This is a genomic window from Chryseobacterium kimseyorum (genome assembly GCF_025971945.1).
GTDB lineage: Bacteria > Bacteroidota > Bacteroidia > Flavobacteriales > Weeksellaceae > Chryseobacterium > Chryseobacterium kimseyorum.
Genome location: NZ_JAPDHW010000009.1, coordinates 21,460 through 45,056 on the forward strand (window position 1 = coordinate 21,460; position 23,597 = coordinate 45,056).

The following is a 23,597-nucleotide window of genomic DNA, read 5'->3' on the forward strand; positions in this document are numbered from 1 at the left end:
AACCGTAATTTAAAAAATGAAGACATCCGATTTTAATTTTGATCTCCCTGAAGAATTATTGGCAGAACATCCATCAGAACACAGAGATGAAGCAAGATTAATGGTTCTTGACAGAAAAACTCAAACCATTGAGCATAAAACATTCAAAGATGTTGTGGATTATTTTGACGAAAAAGACTTGTTCATTTTCAACAATACAAAAGTTTTCCCTGCGCGTCTTTACGGAAATAAAGAAAAAACCGGAGCTAAAATCGAAGTATTCTTGTTGAGAGAGCTAGATAAAGAAACGAGAGTATGGGACGTTTTGGTAGATCCTGCAAGAAAAATCAGAATAGGTAACAAGTTATTCTTTACAGAAGATGAATCTTTGGTTGCTGAGGTTATTGATAATACAACTTCCAGAGGTAGAACTTTAAGATTTTTATTCGATGGTTCTTACGAAGAATTCAGAACTAAATTGAAAGAATTGGGAGAAACGCCACTTCCAAAATATATCAAAAGAGAAGTAGAGCCGGAAGATGCTGAAAGATACCAAACGATCTATGCAAAAGTGGAAGGAGCAGTTGCAGCACCTACTGCTGGTCTGCATTTTTCAAGACATTTGATGAAAAGATTGGAAATCAAAGGAATCGATTTTGCTGAGGTAACACTTCACGTGGGATTGGGAACTTTTAATCCGATTGAAGTAGAAGATCTTTCTAAACATAAAATGGAGTCTGAAGAAATCATCATCGATGAAGTAAATGCTGAAATCATCAACAAAGCTGTACAGGAAAACAGAAAAGTTTGTGCAGTAGGAACTACTACCATGAGAGCGATTGAAACTTCAGTTTCTTCCAACAGAAAAATTTCTGCATTCCAGGGTTGGACCAATAAATTTATTTATCCACCTCACGATTTCGGAGTTGCCAATACAATGATTACCAATTTCCATACGCCAAAATCTACTCTTATGATGATGATTGCCGCGTTTGCAGGAAAAGATTTCTTAATGCAGGCATACGAAGAAGCCGTTAGAGAAAAGTATAAATTCTATTCTTACGGTGACGCAATGTTAATTTTATAATCATAAGTAAAAAGAACCAAGTAAAAAGGAAAAAGTAAGGGTTTGTAATGAAACAAAATGATCTGCTAGTAAGAACTTTTGATTTTGGCGTTGATTGTCTCAAATTTTTAAGAAAGCTTCCAAATGATTCTGAAAGTAAATTGATAAGATTTCAATTAGGAAAATCTGCAACTTCAATTGGTGCAAATTATGAGGAGTCCCAAGCAGGATCTTCAAAGGCAGACTTTAGGAATAAAGTGAAAATTGCATTGCGTGAAGCTAGAGAAACTCATTTTTGGTTACGAATCTTAGAAAAACTTGACGCTTACGATTCTGAAGACTTTAAAAATTTGTTGAAAGAATGTAGCGAATTAAAAAATATTCTCGCAACAATTGTAAAGAACACTAAAATATAATTACAATAAACCTATCCTTGACCCTTTTACTTGGCTCTTTCCTTTTTACATTTACCTTTTTCCTTGCCTCTTTAACAATGAAAGATATCAGAACCTTATCCCTAGACCAACTCAAAGATTACTTTGGTACTATTGGTGAAAAACCTTTTCGTGCCAAGCAGGTCTATGACTGGATCTGGAGTAAAAATCTTCATTCATTTGAAGAAATGACGAATCTTTCGAAAGATCTGAGAGAAAATCTTATCCGTGACTTTATAATGAATCCTGCAGCCGTAGATCAATTTCAGAAATCTACAGACGGAACGATAAAAAATGGAGTGAAACTTCATGACGGATTGATGGTAGAATCTGTTTTGATTCCTACAGAGACCAGAACGACAGCTTGTGTTTCTTCACAGGTAGGCTGTTCGTTAAACTGTGAATTCTGTGCTACTGCGAAACTTAAAAGGATGAGAAATCTTGAAGTTGCAGAAATCGTAGATCAGGTTGCTCTTATTGATAAACAAAGTAAAGAATACTACAATCGTCCGCTTACCAACATAGTTTTTATGGGAATGGGGGAGCCGATGATGAATTATAAAAATGTAGTTGAAGCCATCAGAAAAATCACGCAGCCAGAAGGTTTGGGAATGTCACCAAGAAGAATTACCGTTTCTACATCAGGAATTCCGAAGATGATAAAAATGTTGGCAGATGATGAATTAAAAGTAAAACTTGCACTATCATTACACTCTGCGGTTGAACAAACCCGTAATGAGATTATGCCGTTTTCAGATAAATTTCCTCTGACGGATATTATGGAGGCTCTTCAATATTGGTACAAAAAAACAGGTTCTGTAATTACTTTCGAATATTGCGTCTGGAAAGGAATTAACGACAAAGATGAAGATATTAAGTCTTTAATTAAATATTGTCGACAGGTACCTTCTAAAGTCAATTTAATTCAATACAACCCAATCGGTGAAGGGAAATTTGACCATCGAAGCATTGCCGCTGAAGAAAAGTATGTTCGTGAACTTGAAAAAGCAGGAATTACCGTGATGGTGAGAAAAAGCCGTGGCGGTGACATTGATGCAGCCTGCGGACAGTTAGCGAATAAAAACGCAGAATAATCTTTTCACTTTATCTTTTTAAATTAATTACGAGCGACAATATGGCGCTTATCAAAGCATAGGTTGAAGACCAGTGAACTCAGTTTACGATGTTTTCACGCCTCACCGAAAACAAAGATTTCCAATTCCAATTCCACAATTTCAGAACCGCGAAGAGGTTCAATATCAATATCTGTGGGTGAAACCCTAGGAAATAATAATCGAGGAAAGGGAACCACGCAGTGGTTCAATTTGCATAGCCGTAGGTGAAACTATGGACATTAGATAGCGTATCCCAGAACCACGAAGTGGTTCAATATAAATATCCGTGGATGAAACTTAGGAAATAATAACCGAGGAAAGGGGAACCACGCAGTGGTTCAATTTTGCATAGCCGTAGGTGAAACCTATGGAAATCAGATGGCGTATCCCAGAACCACGAAGTGGTTCAATATAAATAGCCGTGGGTGAAACCCATGGAAATAATCAACGAAGACACAAGAACCACGAAGTGGTTCAACAAGAAATTAACAATCAATTCATACCAAAATTCTTAATTTTGCATGATGAAGAAGGTTTTTCTATTATTTATTGTTCTCACATTTCAAACTGCTTTTTCTCAACAGGCAGAAATTTTTAAGCTTAAAAAGTTTAGAGTCGCTGTTTTAAATGATTCCATTCAGGAAACTTCAGGCTTGAATTTCTTTGATGAAAACTTATATACCTTCAACGACAGTGGGAACCCCGCTGAATTATATGAAATTGATAAAAACTCGGGAAAAATTCTTAAAGTTTTAAAAACAAATGCTGAAAACAAAGACTGGGAAGCTTTAACCAATGACGGGAACAATTTCTACATTGGAGATTTTGGCAACAATGCCGGCACCAGAAAAGATTTAAAGATCTATAAAATTCAATTTCAGAATAATCAGCTGCAGAATGATTTAATGAAGATAATTTCATTTTATTATCCAGAACAGAATGATTTCACCTCAAAAAATATCTCCACAGATTACGATTTGGAATCGATGATTTATTTAAATGGAAAAATCCATATTTTTACCAAAGAATGGGCTTCAAAAGCTACGACCCATTACACAATTGATCCTGAAAATTATGAAAATCAGGCCGCTCAGAAGGTAGAATCTTACAAGACAGGTTTTATGATCAGCGATGCCTGTTATTTTGATAAAAAACTTTACGTCGTGGGATATACCAAGAAAACTGAAGTTTTTCTTACTATCTTTAATGAAACTGAACCGGGAATATTTTTCAAGGAGAATCCGAAACATTTATATTTGGGAAGTGCGTTGACGACTGGTCAGATTGAAGGAATTGCGGTTGACGACAAGGGAATTTACATTTCCGGAGAAAAATTCTATTCACCCATTAAAAAAACTAAGCCGTTTTTCTATTTTATCCCGAAAGACAAACTCAAATTCTAATTGCTGTTACAATTGACTAAAAAAAATTATCTTTGTGAGAATTAATAAATACTCACCCATCATTCTCAGATAGTGGCCAATATTGTAGAAGAAATCAAACGACCGATCAATGAGGAAATGAAACTTTTCGAACAGAAGTTTTATGAATCTATGCAGAGCAAAGTCGCTTTACTTGATAAAGTTACCCGTTTTATTGTTACCACAAAAGGCAAGCAGATGCGTCCGATGTTTGTATTTTTATGTGCAAAACTGATAGGGGATGTTAACGAGAAAACCTACCGTGGTGCTTCGATGATCGAGTTGATTCATACCGCGACTCTGGTACATGATGATGTCGTGGATGAGAGTTTTAAGAGGCGTAATTTCTTTTCGATCAATGCTTTATGGAAGAATAAAATTGCTGTCTTAGTAGGTGATTTCCTACTTTCAAAAGCGGTTTTGCTTTCTACGGATCATAAAGATTACGATTTACTTTCTGTGATTTCCAGAACCATCAGAGAAATGTCTGAGGGCGAACTTCTTCAATTGGAAAAAGCAAGGAAACTCGATATTACCGAAGATGTTTATTACGAAATTATCCGTCAGAAAACGGCTACTTTAATTGCTGCATGCTGTGAAATTGGAGCCTTATCAAACGATGCTGATGAAAATTTAGCGAAGAAAATGATGCAGTTCGGAACATATACCGGGATGGCTTTTCAGATCAAGGATGATTTATTCGATTACTTAAGTTCTAACGTGATTGGAAAACCGGTCGGAATTGATATTAAAGAACAGAAAATGACGCTGCCTTTAATTCATACTTTAAAAATTGCCAGCGAAACCGACAGAAAATATTATTTCAACACCATAAAACGTTACAATAACGATCAAAAACGGGTGAAAGAATTGATAGCTTTTGTGAAAAGTTCAGGCGGATTGGATTATGCAATTACCGTGATGAAAGATTTTCAGCAGAAAGCAAAAGATATTCTGGATGAATTTCCAGACTCTGAGGTCAGAAAATCTTTACATATGATGTTAGATTATGTAATTGAAAGAAAATTTTAGTAAATAGGAATCAAATTTCAATATTAATTTAAAGAAATAAAAAAACCTGAATTTTAATCAATTATCGACGTTGTTATAATTACCACAGACAAAACAATACAAAATAAAGCGATTAAAAATAAATAATCCGCAATACTCTCATATCTGTTTCCCAGACTTTCTTTCTTAGATCTTATCGCCATAAATGAGAAAAAACAGCTGCAGGCAAAAAGTACAGATGAAATCCCCGCAAACTCGTCTAAGAATGTGTGATGGCTCGTTTTAGTGATTTTTAATGAAGTGATTATAAGCATTGAAAATCCTAAAAGATTACTCGACGCATTAAGGATATGAGTAGATTTCTTTTCCATATTACAGTGATTTATCCAAATGAGTTACCCATTTTTTCATTATCAAATTTATAAAAAACATTCTTGAAAATTAAAATTAATATAAAAAGTGTATATTAGCAAAATACTTCAGAATTAAAAAATATTTAATATTTGGCTATGCAGACAACCTATATTGAAACTCAACAGATTTCTTTTCAAGACTTTAAAAATCAAATACTTGAAGACTATAAATTAGGAAGAATCTCTCGTGAAATGTCTTATCTGGGCAGAAGAGAAGTACTTACCGGAAAGGCCAAATTTGGAATTTTTGGAGACGGAAAAGAGTTGCCTCAATTGGCAATGGCAAAAGTTTTCAGAAATGGAGATTTCCGCTCAGGATATTACAGAGATCAGACGTTTGCCCTGGCTGCAGATGCTTTGACTGTTGAAAGTTTCTTTGCCCAATTGTACGCAGATACCAGCGTTGATAGAGAGCCCGCATCTGCCGGAAGACAGATGAACGGTCACTTTGCCACGAGAAGTTTGAACGAAGACGGAAGCTGGAAAGATTTGATGGCTCAGAAAAATATTTCTTCTGATATTTCTCCTACTGCTGGGCAGATGCCGAGATTATTAGGTTTAGCACAAGCTTCCAAAGTATACAAAACTGTACAGTTTGACGGTTCTGAAAAATTCTCCGACAAAGGAAACGAAATCGCCTTCGGAACCATTGGTGATGCTTCTACAGCAGAAGGTCATTTCTGGGAAACTTTAAATGCTGCGTGTGCGCTTCAAGTACCGATGATTGTTTCAATTTGGGATGACGGTTATGGAATTTCTGTACCAACAATGAAACAGAGAGCAAAAGCCGATATTGCTGAAATGTTGAGCGGTTTCCAAAGAAAAGAAGGTGAAAACCAAGGTTGCGAAATCATTCAGGTAAAAGCTTGGGATTATCCTGCTTTGTTGGATGCTTATGCGAAAGCAGAACATTTTGCAAGAACTGAATCTGTACCTGTGGTGGTTCATGTGATTGAGGTTACTCAGCCTCAGGGGCACTCGACTTCAGGATCACACGAAAGATATAAAAATGAAGACCGTTTATCATGGGAAGCTGATTTTGACGGATTGGTAAAATTCAGAGAATGGATTTTAAACTATTCAATCGAAATTGAAGGAACAGAGGAAATCATAGCAAGTGTTGAAGAACTGGATGCAATAGACGAGGAAGCGAAGAAAAAAGTAAAAGCCGGACAGAAAGCTGCCTGGGAAAACTATCAGAAAACGATTACAGAATTAGCTTTTTCAGTTTTACCTTTAGTGGAAAATTTAAAAGGAAAGCACGCTGAAATTGAGGAATACATCAATCAATATAATAAACTGGTTTCTAAAGCTAAAAAAGATGTTTTCCATTTGATCAGAAAATCTTTATTGGCAACGAGAGGAACAACTTCTGCAGAAAGAACTCAGTTGATGAACAAGTACAACGAAGTTTTTGAAGTTGAAAAAGATAATTATTCCTCTCATTTATATTCACAGTCTCAGTGGAAAGCTGAAAATGTGAAAGAAGTAAAACCGGTATTCACAGAAGCGTCTCAGGATGTAGATGGAAGAGTAGTGGTAAGAAATAATTTCGATAAAATATTTGAAAAATATCCTCAGACTTTGGTCTTTGGTGAAGATGCCGGAAATATCGGTGACGTGAACCAGGGTCTTGAAGGAATGCAGGAAAAATACGGTGACATTCGTGTGGCTGATACCGGAATTCGTGAAGCGACCATTCTTGGTCAGGGAATCGGGATGGCAATGAGAGGTTTAAGACCAATCGCTGAAATCCAGTATTTAGATTATATCCTGTATTGTTTGCAGGGAATGAGTGATGATTTGGCGACGGTTCAGTACAGAACAAAAGGCGGTCAGAAAGCTCCTGTAATCATTAGAACGAGAGGTCACAGACTGGAAGGAGTTTGGCATTCAGGTTCACCAATGGCAGGAATTCTTAATCTTTCTAAGGGAATTTTGGTATTGGTACCAAGAAACCTGACGAAAGCTGCAGGATTCTACAACACCATGCTTCAAAGCGACGATCCGGCTGTGATTGTTGAATGTCTGAACGGTTACCGATTAAAAGAAAAACAACCTGATAACTTAGGTGAATTCACGGTTCCTGTCGGGAAAATTGAAGTGACTAAAGAAGGTAAGGATGTTACTTTGGTGACTTACGGTTCTACATGGAGAATTGTGATGGAAGCAGCGGAAGAACTTGAAAAACTTGGCATCTCTGCAGAAGTTGTCGATGTTCAGTCATTAATTCCTTTCGATTTAACACATGAAATTGCTGAATCAGTGAAGAAAACCAACAGATTGGTTGTGATCGACGAAGATGTGGAAGGAGGAACTTCAGCGTTTATCCTGCAGCAGATTTTAGAGAAGCAAAAAGCTTTCAGATATTTAGATTCTGATCCTTTGACAATTGCTGCAAACGATCACAGACCGGCATATGCAAGTGATGGTGATTATTTCTCTAAGCCATCTTCAGATGATATGGTAGAGAGAATTTACGCCTTATTTAATGAAACAAATCCTGAGAAATATCCAGCGATATTTTAATTGAGATTCTAGATATATTTGAAACCGCTTTCTTTTTGGGAGCGGTTTTTTTATGAGTTGTAACTTTTAATTAAATAGAAATTGTAATTTAGATTTTATCTTTTAATTATGTCATTATTTATCAAGAGAGAACCATGAAATTTAATTTAATTATTCTGATTCTTTTACTTACTATTAGCTGTAAAGAAGAAAAAAAAGATGTTTTGTTAGCTGATCGTGAAGCTCCTTTAGGTTGGATATATCTTAAAATGTATGATGATTTTACTTTTGATTTTATATCAAGAGGAGTTTTAAGAGATGAAAATATTTATTCGGGAAGTTATTATATAAAAAGTGATACGGTTTATTTTAAATATAAAGATTCAATTCCGCAAGCGGGTTCAATGGCAGTAATTAAAGATGGTTTTGTAATTTATCTCAATGGCAAATATCATGAGAGTGTTGAGATAAAATTGAATAATATTAGTAAGTGAATATCATATTCAGATTATTATAAGAGCAAAAAAACCGCCTCAAGAAAAAATCTCAAAGCGGCCTATTAACAAGTTTAAAAATATCTAAAATTGTCAAAATAATGACAATAATGATTCCCTATAAACCAATACTTTTGCTTGGTTTCAGTTGCTTTCTGATGTTCTTTGGAATTGCATTTTTATGAACCAAAATAGCGGTAGACTTATATTCAACATAAGGTTTAGTCACATATAAATAACCATCAAAATCATTGGTTACACCCCAGGAATTTTTCACCATATAATATTCTTTTCCGGTTTGATCTTTTGCCAAACCTACAATATGCATTCCGTGATCATCGGTTGTAGAAAGATTATTTAATGCCTTTTGACGAAGATCTTCAGTGATGGTTTTGTCTTTTTTTGGCTGAGTGAATAAATCTTTTTTCACTTCCGGAGTAATCTGATCCAGATCTACATCCGGAACATAAGCAACACCGTTTTTGTAAGAAAAATAAGGTTCAGAAACATCGGTTGCCCAGCCTACAGAATATCCTTTTGCTACAGCATTGTCAATGATAGCCGTCATTTGATTCATTGGAATATTCCAGTCAGAATCGTGGCTCCAGTTATCAGGGATCGGGACTACGAATTTCTGATAGTAAGGATAGTCTTTGTAAGAAGACAGTTCTACATAATCTTCAGGATTAATCCCTACAACTTCTTTTGCAAAAGTTTTTGGTGTGTAATTTTTTCCTTCATATGTAAAGTTTGTAGGAACTTTTCCAAGATATTCATCAAGAATTGCATCTACAGAAGCCATCCAGTTATCCTGAAGTTTTCCTTTTGATGAAGCTTCAACCAAGCCTTCTAAGACCGGCTTCAGTTTTCCCTGCATTTCTTTAAAATTATTTAAAGTCTGTCCGGATTTCAAACCTGTATAGACATCCTGCGGAACAGCACCGTATTTTTTGTACATATTTACTACGTCATGCAGTTCTCCGCCATCGCCCCAACTGATGGCTCCGCCGTTCAAGACATATAATTTTGCTTTGTCGTGATAAGAATTTCTTGCCGTAAAAATTTCTGCCAGATCAACAGGCTTTTTACCCATTCTCTGCATTTCAGATTCCAAAAAAGAGTTTCCGGAATAACTCCAGCAAGTTCCTGATGAACCCTGGTTTTTTACCGAAGTTGCCCCTACATCTTTTAAAGTAGTAAACTGGAAATTAGCATTTTGAGACTGATTGTTCTTCAACTTGTTGATCAGGTCATCCTGAGCAAACATCATACTTCCTGTACATAAAATAACAAGCAATGATGCAAATCTTTTATTTTTCATAAGAAACGATTAATTATTTTACTTTGATATGAAAACTGCCATTAAAAAGTTTTAAAGACTGTCAAAACAGTTTCATATGTGTAAAAATTATATCAGAATAGTCGCTGATGTTAAGTATTTGTTACATGCTTGAATGTTAAAAAGGGTTAAATCTAAAATGAGAATTCTGATATTTTAAAATTTACAGATGATCTTCAATATAGTTTGAATAAACTCACAGTGAGCAATAATTCCTTATTTTTAGAAAAAAGTTTACAATGTTTCCAACCTTTCTGAAATTTTCTGCATCTATAAGAGTATAAAGCCTAACTATGGAAAAAGAATTACTGATAGAATGCCAGCGGAACGACCGCAACGCCCAGCGGAAGGTTTACGAAAAAATGGCTGGAAAGCTGTACTCGGTCTGCAAACGTTATCTGAAAAACGATGAAGATATCGAAGAAGTATTGGCCGACACGTTCTACAAAATCTTCACAAAACTGAATCAACTGCAAAATCATGAAATTTTCGAAGCCTGGGCTAGAAAAATTGCCGTGAATGAGTGTTTACAGAAATTAAGAAGTATGAAAGCGCTGGAAATTTCTTTAGATGTAGAGTTTGTAGAGTCAAAGGAAGCACCTACAGACAGTATCTCGTTTGAAAAGGATATTCTGAAGCTGTTGAATTTTCTTCCTGAAGGTTGCAGAGCCATTTTCAATCTTTTTGCGATCGAAGGTTATCCTCACAAAGAAATCGCTAGCATGCTTTCCATCAGCGAAGGTACTTCAAAATCTCAACTGAACTTTGCGAGAAAAAAACTGCAGGAACTTCTGGTTAATCACAATATTTAAAACTTTTTACAATGGAAAACAATCACGATATAGATAAAAAATTCAACGAAGCTTTTCAATCTTCAGAAGAACCGGCAACTTTTCCGGGGTTTGATAAAGTGTGGGCGAAAGTTGAAGAAAAGTTAGATAAAAAAGAGGATAAAAAACGGACTGTTCCTGTTTGGTTTCCTTACGGAATCGCGGCGAGTTTGATTATTGGTTTGGGAGCTTTGTATTTTATTGATAGAAAAGAAGTTGTAGATATTTCAAAACCTCAGATTGTAGAAAATAAGGTTTCGGAAAAACTCAAAACGAATATTCAGGCAACTGACAGTTTGGTGAAGTCTAATATTCAGAGGCAAATTCAGTCCCCAAAAGCAATTCAAAATCCTGAAGTTATAGCGTATGAATCTATCATTCCTGAGTCTGCAATTTCTCCGGTGTATCATAATGGAGTAGCATCAAAGAGTTCAGATATTGTAAAAGGAAATAGGGTTTATATGGAAACAGATCATGACGGAGTTTTAGATAAAGATGATAAAGAAACGAAAATTGAAGAGGTTGTAATGACAGGCTATCGCACTGTTCAAAAACAATCTTACACGTCAAATGCTACATCAATTGTGTCTAAAGAAATTGTAAGCGATAAGCGATCAAATAGGTTAAGAGGACCTATTAATTCTTCGCCTGCACTCGCATTGGGTAACAATGAAGTTCCATATCAGACTTCTGCACCAAATTACAATATTAGGAATGAATTTAATTCAAATAATAGTTTACCCGCAGCTATAGCTGGAAAATTATCCGGTTTGAAAATTACAGGATCAGATGGAACTTTAAGATCTGGAAATATTACGATCAGAGGATCTGTTAGTTTGACGGGGAAGGAGCAACCCTTATATGTAGTTAATGGTGTCCCTCAAACTGGAAATATTTTAAGTAAAATCGATCCAAAAAGTATTGAAAGCATTCAGGTTTTGAAAGATGCTTCTGCAACGGCTTTATATGGAAGCCGTGCTGCCCATGGAGTAGTCGTAGTGACCACCAAAAAACTTTCAAGAAAAGAGAGAAAGGCATTTAAAAAACTGCAGAAAGTTCAGGACAGCATCAATCGGGCGAGACAGATTCAGCAGCAGAATTCAGAAGAGTACGATGCTTTTGTAGAAAATCCGTTTGAGCTGACGAAAAATCAGTCTGTTTCTACGTTTTCAATTGATGTTGATAAGGCTGCGTATTCCAATATCCGCAGAATGATCAACAATGGTGAAGTTGTGAACAGAAATGCTGTTCGAATCGAGGAAATGATTAATTATTTTAAATATAATTATCCGCAGCCAAAAAACAATCAGCCATTTTCGATCCACACTGAATACAACGATTCACCTTGGAATTCTCATCATAAATTATTGAAAATAGGACTTCAAGGTAAAGATTTACCGATGGAAAAATTGCCGAGTTCAAACTTTGTTTTTCTGATTGATGTTTCCGGTTCAATGAATGAAGCCAATAAGTTACCTTTATTGAAATCGTCTTTCAAAGTGCTTTTGGATCAGTTAAGACCGACCGACAAAGTAGGAATTGTAGTCTACGCCGGAAGTGCAGGAATGGTTTTGCCACCGACTTCAGCCAAAGAAAAAAATAAAATCACTGAAGCTTTGGATCAGCTCGAAGCAGGAGGAAGTACAGCGGGCGGTGCTGGAATTGAACTGGCGTACAAACTCGCTCAGGAAAATTTTATCAAAGGCGGAAACAACCGTGTGATCATCGCAACAGACGGAGATTTCAACGTGGGAACTTCTTCCACAGGCGACCTTCAGACTTTGATTGAGGAAAAAAGAAAATCCGGCGTGTTTTTGACCTGTTTAGGTTTCGGAATGGGAAATTTTAAAGACAACCGCATGGAAACTTTAGCTAATAAAGGCAACGGAAACTACGCTTACATCGATAATCTGCAGGAAGCCAATAAGTTTCTGGGGAAAGAATTTGCCGGAAATATGTACGCAATTGCTAAAGATGTGAAAATTCAGATCGAGTTTAATCCGAAATACGTAAAATCCTACCGTCTGATTGGTTATGAAAACCGAAAACTGAAGAATGAAGATTTTTCAAATGATAAAATCGATGCGGGAGAACTGGGAAGCGGACACACTGTAACGGCTTTGTACGAAGTTATACCGGCTGATGTGAAATCTGAATTTTTACCGAAAGAATCTGACTTAAAATATACTAAAAACACAAATGATGGAAATTTCAGTGATGAACTGGCAACCGTAAAATTCAGATACAAAAAACCTGATGGCGATACAAGTTCGGAAATTGTACAGATAGTGCAAAATTCAAATGAAAATCTATCTTCTGCGAGTGATGATTTCAAATTTGCTTCTGCTGTAGCTTGGTTTGGTTTGGTTTTGAGAAATTCAGATTTAATTAAAAATAAAGATTTGAAGGAGGTTGAAAAGCTGGGAAAAAAGGGCAGAGGAAACGATGAAGAAGGGTATAGAGCAGAGTTTGTGAGATTGGTGGAAACATATCGTTCAACTTTGAAAAATAATTAGACAGATGTGTAAAGGCTTAAGTATAGTATTAATTATTTTCAGTTTTTCAGTCAATGCTCAGCAAAAGGAAAACGAAAAAAAAATTATCGTATCTGAAGGTTTGAACATAAGCAGCTTTCGACCTTACACGATGGATGAAAGAAAACCGAGAATTATCTATCACGCTCAGCAAGAAAAACCGATTTTGATTTTAAATGGGAAAGAAACGACTTATGAGTTGATTAAATCACTTAAATCTGACAGCTTAGAATCGATTTCTGTTGAGAAAGGCAACACCGTTGATGGAGTACAAAGAGAAGATAGACTGGTTATAACAACGAAGTCAAAGACGTCGAACGCTGCGATTTCTCTGCCTAATCTGCTCAAAAAATATAAAATTCCGAAAACTGACAGAATGATTTTTTCTATCGACGGAGAAATAGTTAATGAAAATGCAGAATCGATGTATTTCGATGAATCCAATCTGATGCAATCACTGTGATTAGTTTAGATAAAGTTGATCTAAATGGAGATTTAATTTATTTGAAAATTCTGACAAGGACTCCGGAAAATGTAAAAAAAGCAAATACAATTTATATTAGATAGGATAAATAATCTCTTCAACTTAATCTAAAGAAATTTCTTCGGAGATTTCTTTTTTTTCTCTATTTTTAGAAATATTACATCTCAACACATTATCAATCTCTTGAATCAATTCACAAAGATAAAAAATATGAAAAAACTAAGTATAGCAATTCTGACAATAGTTTTACTGGAAAGTTGCGGAAAAAAAAAAGGAAGAGACAGTGAATGCAGCCTCGATGGATGTAATCATGGAAACACCTGCAATGGATAAAGAGATGAAATTCGAAGAGTCTCTGGATGATAATGGAAAAAATATAGAAACAAATCAGAATGATGAAGAGTATGCTTCTCTAATTGAAAATCCTTTTGAACTCACCAAAAGTCAACCGGTTTCTACGTTTTCAATTGATGTTGATAAGGCTGCGTATTCCAATATCCGCAGAATGATCAACAATGGTGAGACTGTAGATAAAAATGCGGTCAGAATTGAGGAAATGGTGAATTATTTTAAATATAATTATCCGCAGCCTCAAAATAATGATCCTTTTTCAATCAACACGGAGTACAGCGATTCGCCCTGGAATCCTCAACATAAATTGTTGAAAATCGGACTTCAGGGAAAAAATATTCCTTTAGATATTTTACCACCTTCTAATATCGTTTTTCTCATTGATACTTCTGGCTCAATGCAGGCAGAAGATAAATTACCTCTGCTGAAACAGTCTCTAAAGATACTTCTCAATCAGTTAAGACCTCAGGATAAAGTTGGAATTGTAGCGTATGCCGGAAGTGCGGGAGTAATTTTACCTTCAACATCCGCCACAGACAAAAATAAAATTCTTGAAGCTTTTGAAATGCTTCAGGCTGGTGGAAGCACTGCAGGAGGAGAGGGAATTGAGTTAGCTTACAAATTGGCAAAAGAAAACTTCATAAAAAAAGGAAACAACAGAGTGGTTTTGGCTACAGACGGGGATTTCAATGTCGGAACATCTTCCGTGGCAAATCTTGAAACATTAATTGAAGAAAAAAGAAAATCAGGAATTTACCTTACTTGTTTAGGCTACGGAATGGGCAATTACAAGGATGATAAAATGGAAACTTTAGCAGACAAGGGAAATGGAAATTACGCTTACATCGACAATCTTCAGGAAGCCGGCAAATTTCTCGGAAAAGAGTTTGCAGGAAGTATTTACACAATTGCCAAAGATGTAAAAGTTCAGATTGAATTTAATCCTAAATATGTCAAATCTTACCGTTTGATTGGGTACGAAAACAGAAAACTAAGAAATGAAGATTTCGAGAATGATAAAATTGATGCGGGAGAATTGGGAAGTGGGCACACAGTAACGGCTTTGTACGAAATTATTCCAGCCAATGTAAATTCTGAGTTTTTGCCTAAAGAAGGTAAATTAAAATATTCTTCAAATGCTGCTTCAAAAGGTTTTGGAGATGAATTGGCAACCGTGAAATTCAGGTATAAAAAACCGGATGGAGAGAAGAGTACAGAGATTAGTCAGATTGTGAGAAATTCAGGTTTGCGAATTTCTTCTGCAAGTCCTGATTTTAAATTTGCAACATCTGTCGCTTGGTTCGGGTTGGTTTTAAGAGATTCAAAACTGATTAAAAATAAAAGCCTTAATGCTGTTGAAAACTTAGCTAAGGAAGGTAAAAGCAGTGATGAAGAAGGCTACCGTTCTGAATTTATAGGGCTGGTACAACAATATAAAACCATTAAAAAGTAGTGCTTAATCGAGTATTCTCAAAAACATTTGCATAAGTGCGTGTTTTTAAGTGTTGTTAGATCTAAACATCAGTAAAGTTTTTGTGTTTTTAAAAAGTAGGTTGTTTCGATTTAAACGTTTAATAAATATCAATAGGGGCGGGCTTTTAGCCCGCCTTAATTATTAGAATCCCTGATAGGCTTTAGCCAAACTTTAGAAGATGACTAATGTTCAAAAATCTTAATTAAAAAGTGAATTTCTGTAATTAGTAAGAACACTTTATTTGTCATTCCCTAGGAATCTAAACTGCTTCACTTTCAGTGCAATGAGTTTCTTGAGAGATGAAAAACTGTTGATTTAGCGTTATAATGAATAACGGAGATTCATAAAAAAATTTTCAGTATCAAAATGTGTGGTCAGTGTAGAAACTTTGTATTTCTTCGTAAAGTTTATGCCTTGGTATAACTTACAGATCGGTAAACATTTTAAATTTTTTGTCTGACCTTGCGTTAAATTTTAGTATTAGAAAAATTGATTTTATAAAGGAAAGAATTATTTCAAATAAACTTTCAAAAATTATTGAAAATTCAAAAACTATTATTATATTTGTAATAGAAATTTAATAAAACGAAAATGCAACTTTCAGAAGCCAAAGAAAAATACGTCCAAACCTGGGGAACATTCGCAACGAGTTGGGGAATCAACCGGACAATGGCGCAGGTTCACGCTCTGCTTTTGGCCAACGGAAAACCACTTTCCACCGATGAGGTTATGGAATTGCTACAAATTTCAAGAGGGAACGCCAACATGAACCTTCGGGCACTAATGGATTGGGGAATCGTGAAAAAAGAATTTATCAAAGGTGACAGGAAAGAATATTTTACTGCAGAAAAAGATGTCTGGTTTTTGTTTAAACAAATCACGAAAGAACGTAGAAAGAGAGAAATTGAACCGGTAGTTGCCTTTCTGGAGGAATTAAAAAATATTGAAGACAACGATTCTGCAGAAGCAAAAGAATTTATCAGATTGATGGATGATTTCAGCAGCGTGACCAGCAAAATCAATAATATTATGGATCTTGCAATCAAAAGCGATGATCACTGGCTGGTAGGAAAAATAACCAACTTATTGAAATAGAAAGGGCTTCAAAAATCCTTTTTTATTTCAAATTAACTTTCAAAAATAACTGAAAGTATAGTAAATAAAATTTATTAATTGCTAAAAACTTAAATCATGAAACTCAAAATTTTAGTTACAGAATTGGTCTTTCAAATTTTATTAAGTACTGGAAGTACTCTGTGTGTTATTTATCAATATTTCCAAAATGATTTCTTCTGGCATTTTTCATCGCATTATTCTTTGTTGGAGCTGGTAATTTATTAGGTTTTTTTATCAGACTTTCCACAATTGAAAGCCCATTCAACAAATATTATTTCTACGGCATTGTAATATTTTTCGTCATGACTTTTGTGCTCTACAAATTTGATTTTGGCGAAGAAATTATATTTAATTTTTTGGGAATCGGTGGTGTACTTTTCAATTTGTATTATCTGATTTACGGATTTATCAACATTAAAAAGTTATCAGACGAAACAAAGATTAATCACTAATCTTTTTTATTTAAACCTATCTTTCAAAAATTATTGAAACTATAATAACTATAAAATGTTTAACATTATTTCATACATTATTTTCCTCGCCATCACCTCGTACATCACGGTTGACGTGGGCAGAAGATGCTTCAATTCAGGGAAACTGTATCTGGAATATTTGATTAAAGACAAAGATTTCTGCCTCACCGTCAACAGAATTCTGCTCGGAAGTTACTACCTCGTCAATCTCGGTTACATTTCCATCAGTTTGAGTTTCTGGGGTACAGTTTCAAGCATCGAAGAATTGGTGTACACTGTTTCCAACCGCATCGGAATCATAGTATTAATCCTCTGCGCATTACATTTTATCAATTTGTTTACGCTTTATATTCTGAGAAAAAAATTAACAATAAAATAAATTATCATGACAGCAACCATCCTTACCCAAACGTACAATTTTTCAGCGTACATGATTTACCTGCCAATTGTCATTACTTTAACTGTGCTCGTTTCTCAGTTTCTGTTTAAAAATTCCAAAACTTTTATGATTGATATTTTTCATCAGAAACAGGATATTGCAATGGCAACCAACTCACTTTTTAAAATTGGTTTTTACCTTCTCAATCTTGGTTTTGCCCTTTGTATCATTGAGTTTTTCCAGATTGAAACTGTTGAACGACTGGTCGTCGCATTAAGCAAAAAAATAGGCGGATTCTCCATTTATTTAGGAGTGATGATGCTTCTAAACTTGTTACTTTTCTTGAAAGGCCGCAAACACGCGATGAATAAAGACAAAGTGCAAACTGAAGAAATTTCTCAACTGTAATTTTAAAATTTGATATAATGAAAAATCTAATCGTTCATCTGTTCCTCATTTTTTACTTCGGAGGAAAAACGAAGAGAATCAACTTTTAATGTTAAGTGCCATGAAAACTTTTCTAAAAATTGATTACTACGTACAAATCACCGTGTTCTGCGGATATATCATCTTTGCTTTGATCAATTCACTGTTGCATAATGGATTTGATCAGGTTTGGTTCAAATTTTATTTCGTGGTCGGAGGATTCCAGCTGGCTAGCTATTTTGTTAAGATTATTCTGGGATTCTGGAAAGACCTTTTTATCAAAATTTATGGATTAATGATTTTACCAATTTGGCTCGTATTTCTGCTTGAGAAATGTTATGTAACCATTGATGCGCTTTTTATTATCCCGTTTTATGGCTTGTTAACCAGTCCTGTCATGGCCTTTTTTTATCTGTTGTATTGCCGGGATAATTCAAAACATACATCATTAAAGCTTTAGTCTTTAGTCTGACTTTTAAACAAATATCCATGAAAACTATTCTAAAAATTGATTATAAAATTCAGATTTTTGGATTTATAATTTTACTTTTAGGTTTTACTGTGCAAGGTTTTGTCACTAAAGAATTCCTTATTTTTATTAGAGCATTTCTATACATATCCATGTTACAGTTGGCAAGCATGATAGTACGATTGATGATGAATCGCAAAAATGGACTGTTTTTCTATTTTTATCTGCTGTTTTCCTTTTCTTTTTGGATGTATATTCTGTACGAAAAATCAAAGTTTAAATTTTCGTATTTATTAGAAGGTATTTGGCTCCAGCTAAGCATTTACACCGGATTTATTTATTATTATTTTTTAATATTCTATTTATTTTATCTGCACACAGCAGTAAAAAATCAGAAAACTTAAATTATAAAATCAAATTGCTGTATTCAACCAGGATTATAGAATATTTGAAAAGATCTAAGATTTGAAACCGATCCGTCTTCCAGCCATTTCAGAAATAATTTCAGAATGACTGTTTTGTATGTTCATTTAAGATTAACCTTTAAAACTCAAAAAAATGAATCATTTGGAACTGACAAAAAAAGTAGAGTGGAAAGACCTGCGCTCTCTTTCAACAAAAGAGATGTTGATTGAAAACAACATCAGTCTGCCTTGGCTTTTAATCTCTTTATTTTTCGCATACAAAGGATATTACTGGGCAGCGCTTCCGTTTTCCGGATTTTATTTTCTGACCGCTCTGAGGCAGGTTCACAACGGCTTTCACAATTCATTAGGCACAGGAAAATTCCTGACCTGGCTGTCGATGTATTTAAACAGTATCTCAATGCTGGCATCGATTCATGCTGTAAAATTTAATCACATCAGACATCACAAATATTGTCTTTCCGATGACGATTATGAAGGGAAATCTGCATCAATGAAATGGTTTCAGGCGATTTTATACGGCCCGAAACATATGTTTTTAATCCATTGGATGACATTTAAACTGGCGAATAAAAACTACAGAAGAAATTTGATTTTTGAGTTGGTTTCAATTTCAGTTTTTATCTCTGTAGCATTCTATTTTCAAATAGATTTCCTGTTGTATCATATCGCAGTTATGTTTTTCGGAGAACTTTTAATGGCATTTTTTGCAGTCTGGACGGTGCATCACGATACTCACGACAACCCAAATATTGCAAGAACCCAACGTGGATTCTGGAAAAATAAATTGACTTTCAGCATGTTTTATCATATGGAACACCATCTTTTCCCCGCTGTACCGACCATCAAATTACCTGAACTGGCAGAAAGAATAGATAAAGTTTTACCGGAACTATGTAAAAAACAAACATTTTAAACAAACATAGAAGTCCCAACGGGACGGCATAATAAAGGATAGGATGAAATCCTATCAACAAATGTCAATATCATTTCATCTATTTAAAAATTAAAATCAATGTCCACAATTCATTTGGAAACCTTTATCAAAGCCGATATCCGCAAAGTTTTCGATCTGGCAAGAGACATAGATCTCCACCAAAAATCCACTTTCCAAACCGGAGAAGTTGCCATCGCTGGCCGAACTTCAGGCTTGATTGAATTGGGAGAAACAGTAACCTGGAGGGCAAAACATTTGGGAGTTGTACAAACCCACACTTCAAAAATTACAGCAATGGAAAAGCCATATCATTTTACAGATATTATGCTGAAAGGAACTTTTAAATCCTTTAGACATCAGCATATTTTCAGGCAGGACGGCAGCAACACAGTGATGACAGATATTTTAGAATTCGAATCTCCCCTTGGAGTTTTTGGTAAATTGTTTAATTATTTTTTTCTGAAAAATTATATGACTAAATTTCTCATCGAACGCAATAAATTGATCAAAATCACCGCTGAACAATAAATCTCAAATCTCAAATCTCAAATCTCAAATCTCAAATCTCAAATCTCAAATCCAGTTGCAATGAAATTCCTCCAGGCCGAATGGCGAAAATTAGCCATCATCAACTACGAAATAGATCCCGAAATTCTCACAAAATACCTTCCCAAAGGCACCGAACTCGATTTTTATAAAGATAAATGTTACGTAAGTCTCGTAGGATTTATGTTTCTGAATACAAAACTGCTCGGACTGCCGATTCCTTTTCACAGAAACTTTGAAGAGGTCAACCTGAGATTTTATGTGAAGAAAAAAGTAGGGAATGAGTGGAAGAGAGGCGTAGTTTTCATCAAAGAAATTGTGCCGAAATATGCCCTGAGCATCGTTGCCAATTCGGTTTACAAAGAAAATTATAAGACCATGAAAATGAAAAACCAGATGCATTACAGCGAAGATGATTTGATTGTAAAATATTCATGGAAAGACAAAGACTGGTACTCCATGGAAATCACTGCCGAAAGCACCTCCCGAACGATGGAAGACGAGTCTGAATTTGAATTTATCACAGAGCACTACTGGGGTTTTACCAAAAGAGACCACAAAACTTCCAAGTACGAAGTCTGCCACCCGAAATGGGAATGGTATATGGTGAAAAACCATCAACTTGAAATAGATTTCAAACAGGTCTACGGAAAAGATTTCGAATGTCTCAATCATCAGAAACCACTTTCAGTAATGCTTGCTGAAGGCTCAGAAATTGAAGTGAGAATGAAGAAGTATCTAAGGAAAGAGCCAAGTAAAAAGTAAAAAGAGCCAAGTGAAAAGTTAGAAGAGCCAAGGGTGGAGTCGGAATATTTGTATTCAAACAAATTTTATATTAAGTCCAGACAAATGTGTTTTTATGTAAATAAAACTTACATTGAGTCCAAACCAGTATGTTTGTACTTAAAATCAATTTACATCAAGTCCAAACAGTAATGTTTTAACTAAAATCAATTTAATTTTAATTAAAAGAGGTGTGTTTTTCCTTTCTTGCAATTGTGCGAGAGTTAAAACAGAGGTGTTTGTCTTAAAAACAAATCTGTTTAAATTAAAACAAGACTGTTTGTCCTTTCACACAAATCTGCTAGAATTAAAACAGGGCTGTTTGTATTCACATGGATTTCCACTTTAGTCAAAACACATGTGTTTGTATTCTCACAATTTTCTGTTTTAATTAAAACAGGGGTGTTTCTACCCTCACAGATTTCTGTTTTAGTTAAAAAACTAAAGTAAACAATCCCACAAAAAAATCTTCGATTTTCAATCTCATGTGCTCTAAAATATTCTCAATCCATTAAACTTAAACTAATGTGACTCATGTGTCAAAAAACTTTTGTGTTAATTTTTAGATATTCTCTGTCCTGATTTTCTGCCTGGTTTGCACTCTCACAGAAAATCTCAGATTTTCAATCTTATGTGCTCTAAATATGCTCAATCATTCAAACTTAAACTAATGTGACTATGTGTCAAAAAACTTTTGTCTCTTTTGTGGTTAATTTTTAGATATTCTCTGTCCTGATTTTCTGCCTGGTTTGCACTCTCACAGAAAATCTCAGATTTTCAATCTTATGTGCTCTAAATATTCTCAATCCATTAAACTTAAAACTAATGTGACTATGTGTCAAAAAACTTTTGTCTCTTTTGTGGTAGAAAATTTCCGGTTAAATATTATTTTAGCAAAAACTAAACTTCATGTTCACCAAGCCAAAAACGAAAACGCTCTTTCTCTCATCCTTATTACTTTCATCCACCTTTTTATCACAGACACACAACGTTTCAGACGGTTACCAAAAACCTACAGATCCACTTGTTATTCAGAATCTTGAAAACTGGCAGGATTTAAAATTTGGGCTCTTCATGCACTGGGGAACCTACAGTCAATGGGGAATTGTGGAAAGCTGGAGCCTTTGTCCGGAAGACGAATCGTGGACCCAGAGAAAACCTGAACATGGAAAATCGTACAATGAATACGTAGAAAATTACGAAAATCTGCAGAAAACATTCAATCCCACTCAGTTTAATCCACAAAAATGGGCAGATGCGGCGAAAAAGGCAGGTATGAAATATGTCGTTTTTACGACCAAGCACCACGATGGTTTTGCGATGTTTGATACTAAAGAATCTGATTATAAAATAACGTCTTCAAATACACCTTTTTCCAAAAATCCTAAGGCGGATGTGACGGAGGAAATCTTCAGTACATTCAGAAAAGATGGCTTTAAAATCGGAGCCTATTTTTCAAAACCAGATTGGCATTCTGATGATTATTGGTGGCCGTATTTTCCACCGAAAGACCGGAATGTAAATTATGATCCGAAAAAATATCCTGAAAGATGGAACAGTTTTAAAAATTTCACTTTCAACCAACTCAACGAAATCACTTCCAATTACGGTAAAATAGATATTCTCTGGCTCGATGGAGGCTGGGTTCGTCCGTTTCACACCATCGACCAAAATGTGGAATGGCAAAGAACCATCAAGGTCGAACAGGACATTGACATGGACAAAATCGGAACGATAGCGCGAAAAAATCAACCCGGAATTATAGTCGTAGACCGCACGGTTCCCGGAAAGTGGGAAAATTATGTAACGCCCGAACAGGCAGTTCCTGAAAAAGCACTTTCCATTCCGTGGGAAAGCTGCATCACGATGGGTGATTCTTTTTCCTACGTTCCAAATGACAATTACAAATCGTCTCAAAAAATTATTGAAACTTTGGTGAAAATCATTTCCCGGGGCGGAAATTATCTGATGAACATCGCTCCCGGACCGAATGGCGATTACGATGCCATCGTTTATGAAAGATTAAAAGAAATCTCAGGTTGGATGGATCACAATCAATCGGCGGTTTTTGCGACCAGAGCAGTGACACCCTACCACAATGGTAATTTTTATTATACCCAAAGCAAAGACGGTAAAACGCTGAATGTTTTTCATCTGGATGATAACGTAAACTATCAGTCACCATCAACTTTAAACTTTATAATTCCTGATCATTTTAAACCAAAATCACTAAAAGTTTTAGGTTTAAAAAATAAAATTCAATGGAAAAAATCAGGTAATTCAATTGAAGTTACTTTACCTAAAGAAAAAACTCAACTGAAATATTCAACCGTAATTCAAATAACGAAATAGTTGATTCTAACTGCTTTAAAATGACATAGGAAATCGTAGCGTTAAGAAATTTTGAAAAAATTCCGTTAAGAAATTTCCACTGTTTGAGTGGCGGCACAGATTAATCTAAAAATGAAAAATATTTTTCCCGCCCGAGTTTTGGAAATTTTAGGAAGTTTTTCAAAATTTTAGCGGAGAGTTCCAAGTCTTGAATTTTTGTTTCTTTTGTTTCAAGACAAAAGAACAATCATTAAAAATA

General features: G+C 35.0%; 21 protein-coding genes. 19 read left to right on the forward strand and 2 right to left on the reverse strand.

Features of this window, described 5'->3' with window-relative positions:
* Nucleotides 1-16 precede the first annotated feature (16 nt).
* The 5 genes from queA (at nucleotide 17) to OMO38_RS13350 (ending at nucleotide 5,047) form a co-directional block, all read left to right on the forward strand.
* Complete coding sequence (gene queA, locus OMO38_RS13330; protein WP_264750694.1) at nucleotides 17-1,066, forward strand: tRNA preQ1(34) S-adenosylmethionine ribosyltransferase-isomerase QueA; 1,050 nt, start codon at nucleotides 17-19, stop codon at nucleotides 1,064-1,066.
* 47 nt (nucleotides 1,067-1,113) lie between these two features.
* Complete coding sequence (locus OMO38_RS13335) at nucleotides 1,114-1,461, forward strand: four helix bundle protein (protein WP_264750695.1); 348 nt, start codon at nucleotides 1,114-1,116, stop codon at nucleotides 1,459-1,461.
* Between the two features lie 77 nt (nucleotides 1,462-1,538).
* Entirely contained in the window at nucleotides 1,539-2,573 is a 1,035-nt protein-coding gene (gene rlmN, locus OMO38_RS13340; protein WP_264750696.1) for a dual-specificity RNA methyltransferase RlmN, read from the forward strand.
* 542 nt (nucleotides 2,574-3,115) lie between these two features.
* Nucleotides 3,116-3,997, forward strand: coding sequence for a hypothetical protein (locus OMO38_RS13345; RefSeq protein WP_264750697.1), 882 nt, complete (start codon nucleotides 3,116-3,118; stop codon nucleotides 3,995-3,997).
* 72 nt (nucleotides 3,998-4,069) lie between these two features.
* The gene (locus tag OMO38_RS13350) at nucleotides 4,070-5,047 is read left to right on the forward strand and encodes a polyprenyl synthetase family protein (protein WP_264750698.1); all 978 of its coding nucleotides are present in this window, start codon (nucleotides 4,070-4,072) and stop codon (nucleotides 5,045-5,047) included.
* Between the two features lie 53 nt (nucleotides 5,048-5,100).
* Here OMO38_RS13350 and OMO38_RS13355 read toward each other — a convergent pair whose 3' ends face one another.
* Nucleotides 5,101-5,397: a hypothetical protein gene (locus OMO38_RS13355; protein ID WP_264750699.1), complete on the reverse strand. Its 297-nt coding sequence runs from the start codon at nucleotides 5,395-5,397 to the stop codon at nucleotides 5,101-5,103.
* Nucleotides 5,398-5,535: 138 nt separating this feature from the next.
* On the opposite strand from OMO38_RS13355, the gene OMO38_RS13360 reads away from it, so the two are divergent.
* Nucleotides 5,536-7,968, forward strand: a complete 2,433-nt coding sequence (locus OMO38_RS13360) for an alpha-ketoacid dehydrogenase subunit alpha/beta (protein ID WP_264750701.1) — start codon at nucleotides 5,536-5,538, stop codon at nucleotides 7,966-7,968.
* Nucleotides 7,969-8,102: 134 nt separating this feature from the next.
* Nucleotides 8,103-8,441, forward strand: coding sequence for a hypothetical protein (locus OMO38_RS13365; RefSeq protein WP_264750703.1), 339 nt, complete (start codon nucleotides 8,103-8,105; stop codon nucleotides 8,439-8,441).
* 118 nt (nucleotides 8,442-8,559) lie between these two features.
* Here OMO38_RS13365 and OMO38_RS13370 read toward each other — a convergent pair whose 3' ends face one another.
* The gene (locus OMO38_RS13370) at nucleotides 8,560-9,762 is read right to left on the reverse strand and encodes a C1 family peptidase (protein WP_264750706.1); all 1,203 of its coding nucleotides are present in this window, start codon (nucleotides 9,760-9,762) and stop codon (nucleotides 8,560-8,562) included.
* 311 nt (nucleotides 9,763-10,073) lie between these two features.
* Here OMO38_RS13370 and OMO38_RS13375 point away from each other — a divergent pair, with 311 nt between their 5' ends.
* From OMO38_RS13375 to OMO38_RS13430, 12 genes are all read left to right on the forward strand, one after another.
* The gene (locus OMO38_RS13375) at nucleotides 10,074-10,592 is read left to right on the forward strand and encodes an RNA polymerase sigma factor (RefSeq protein WP_264750707.1); all 519 of its coding nucleotides are present in this window, start codon (nucleotides 10,074-10,076) and stop codon (nucleotides 10,590-10,592) included.
* An 11-nt stretch (nucleotides 10,593-10,603) separates the two neighbouring features.
* On the forward strand, nucleotides 10,604-13,126 hold the full coding sequence (locus OMO38_RS13380; RefSeq protein ID WP_264750708.1) for a vWA domain-containing protein: 2,523 nt from the start codon (nucleotides 10,604-10,606) through the stop codon (nucleotides 13,124-13,126).
* Nucleotides 13,127-13,130: 4 nt separating this feature from the next.
* Nucleotides 13,131-13,607: a hypothetical protein gene (locus OMO38_RS13385; protein ID WP_264750709.1), complete on the forward strand. Its 477-nt coding sequence runs from the start codon at nucleotides 13,131-13,133 to the stop codon at nucleotides 13,605-13,607.
* 304 nt (nucleotides 13,608-13,911) lie between these two features.
* A complete protein-coding gene (locus OMO38_RS13390) occupies nucleotides 13,912-15,432 on the forward strand; it encodes a vWA domain-containing protein (protein WP_319804249.1) in 1,521 nt (506 codons plus the stop codon).
* A gap of 612 nt (nucleotides 15,433-16,044) precedes the next feature.
* On the forward strand, nucleotides 16,045-16,548 hold the full coding sequence (locus OMO38_RS13395) for a GbsR/MarR family transcriptional regulator (RefSeq protein ID WP_264750710.1): 504 nt from the start codon (nucleotides 16,045-16,047) through the stop codon (nucleotides 16,546-16,548).
* Nucleotides 16,549-17,076: 528 nt separating this feature from the next.
* Nucleotides 17,077-17,421, forward strand: a complete 345-nt coding sequence (locus OMO38_RS13400; RefSeq protein WP_264750711.1) for a hypothetical protein — start codon at nucleotides 17,077-17,079, stop codon at nucleotides 17,419-17,421.
* Between the two features lie 6 nt (nucleotides 17,422-17,427).
* The gene (locus tag OMO38_RS13405; RefSeq protein WP_056078268.1) at nucleotides 17,428-17,829 is read left to right on the forward strand and encodes a hypothetical protein; all 402 of its coding nucleotides are present in this window, start codon (nucleotides 17,428-17,430) and stop codon (nucleotides 17,827-17,829) included.
* A gap of 100 nt (nucleotides 17,830-17,929) precedes the next feature.
* Nucleotides 17,930-18,307 (forward strand): hypothetical protein, encoded by a 378-nt coding sequence (locus OMO38_RS13410; RefSeq protein ID WP_264750712.1) that lies wholly within the window; start codon nucleotides 17,930-17,932, stop codon nucleotides 18,305-18,307.
* Nucleotides 18,308-18,874: 567 nt separating this feature from the next.
* A complete protein-coding gene (locus OMO38_RS13415; RefSeq protein ID WP_264750713.1) occupies nucleotides 18,875-19,657 on the forward strand; it encodes a fatty acid desaturase family protein in 783 nt (260 codons plus the stop codon).
* Nucleotides 19,658-19,756: 99 nt separating this feature from the next.
* A complete protein-coding gene (locus tag OMO38_RS13420; RefSeq protein WP_264750714.1) occupies nucleotides 19,757-20,206 on the forward strand; it encodes an SRPBCC family protein in 450 nt (149 codons plus the stop codon).
* 60 nt (nucleotides 20,207-20,266) lie between these two features.
* Entirely contained in the window at nucleotides 20,267-20,989 is a 723-nt protein-coding gene (locus OMO38_RS13425) for a YqjF family protein (RefSeq protein WP_264750715.1), read from the forward strand.
* A 927-nt stretch (nucleotides 20,990-21,916) separates the two neighbouring features.
* On the forward strand, nucleotides 21,917-23,359 hold the full coding sequence (locus OMO38_RS13430) for an alpha-L-fucosidase (RefSeq protein ID WP_264750716.1): 1,443 nt from the start codon (nucleotides 21,917-21,919) through the stop codon (nucleotides 23,357-23,359).
* Nucleotides 23,360-23,597 lie beyond the last annotated feature (238 nt).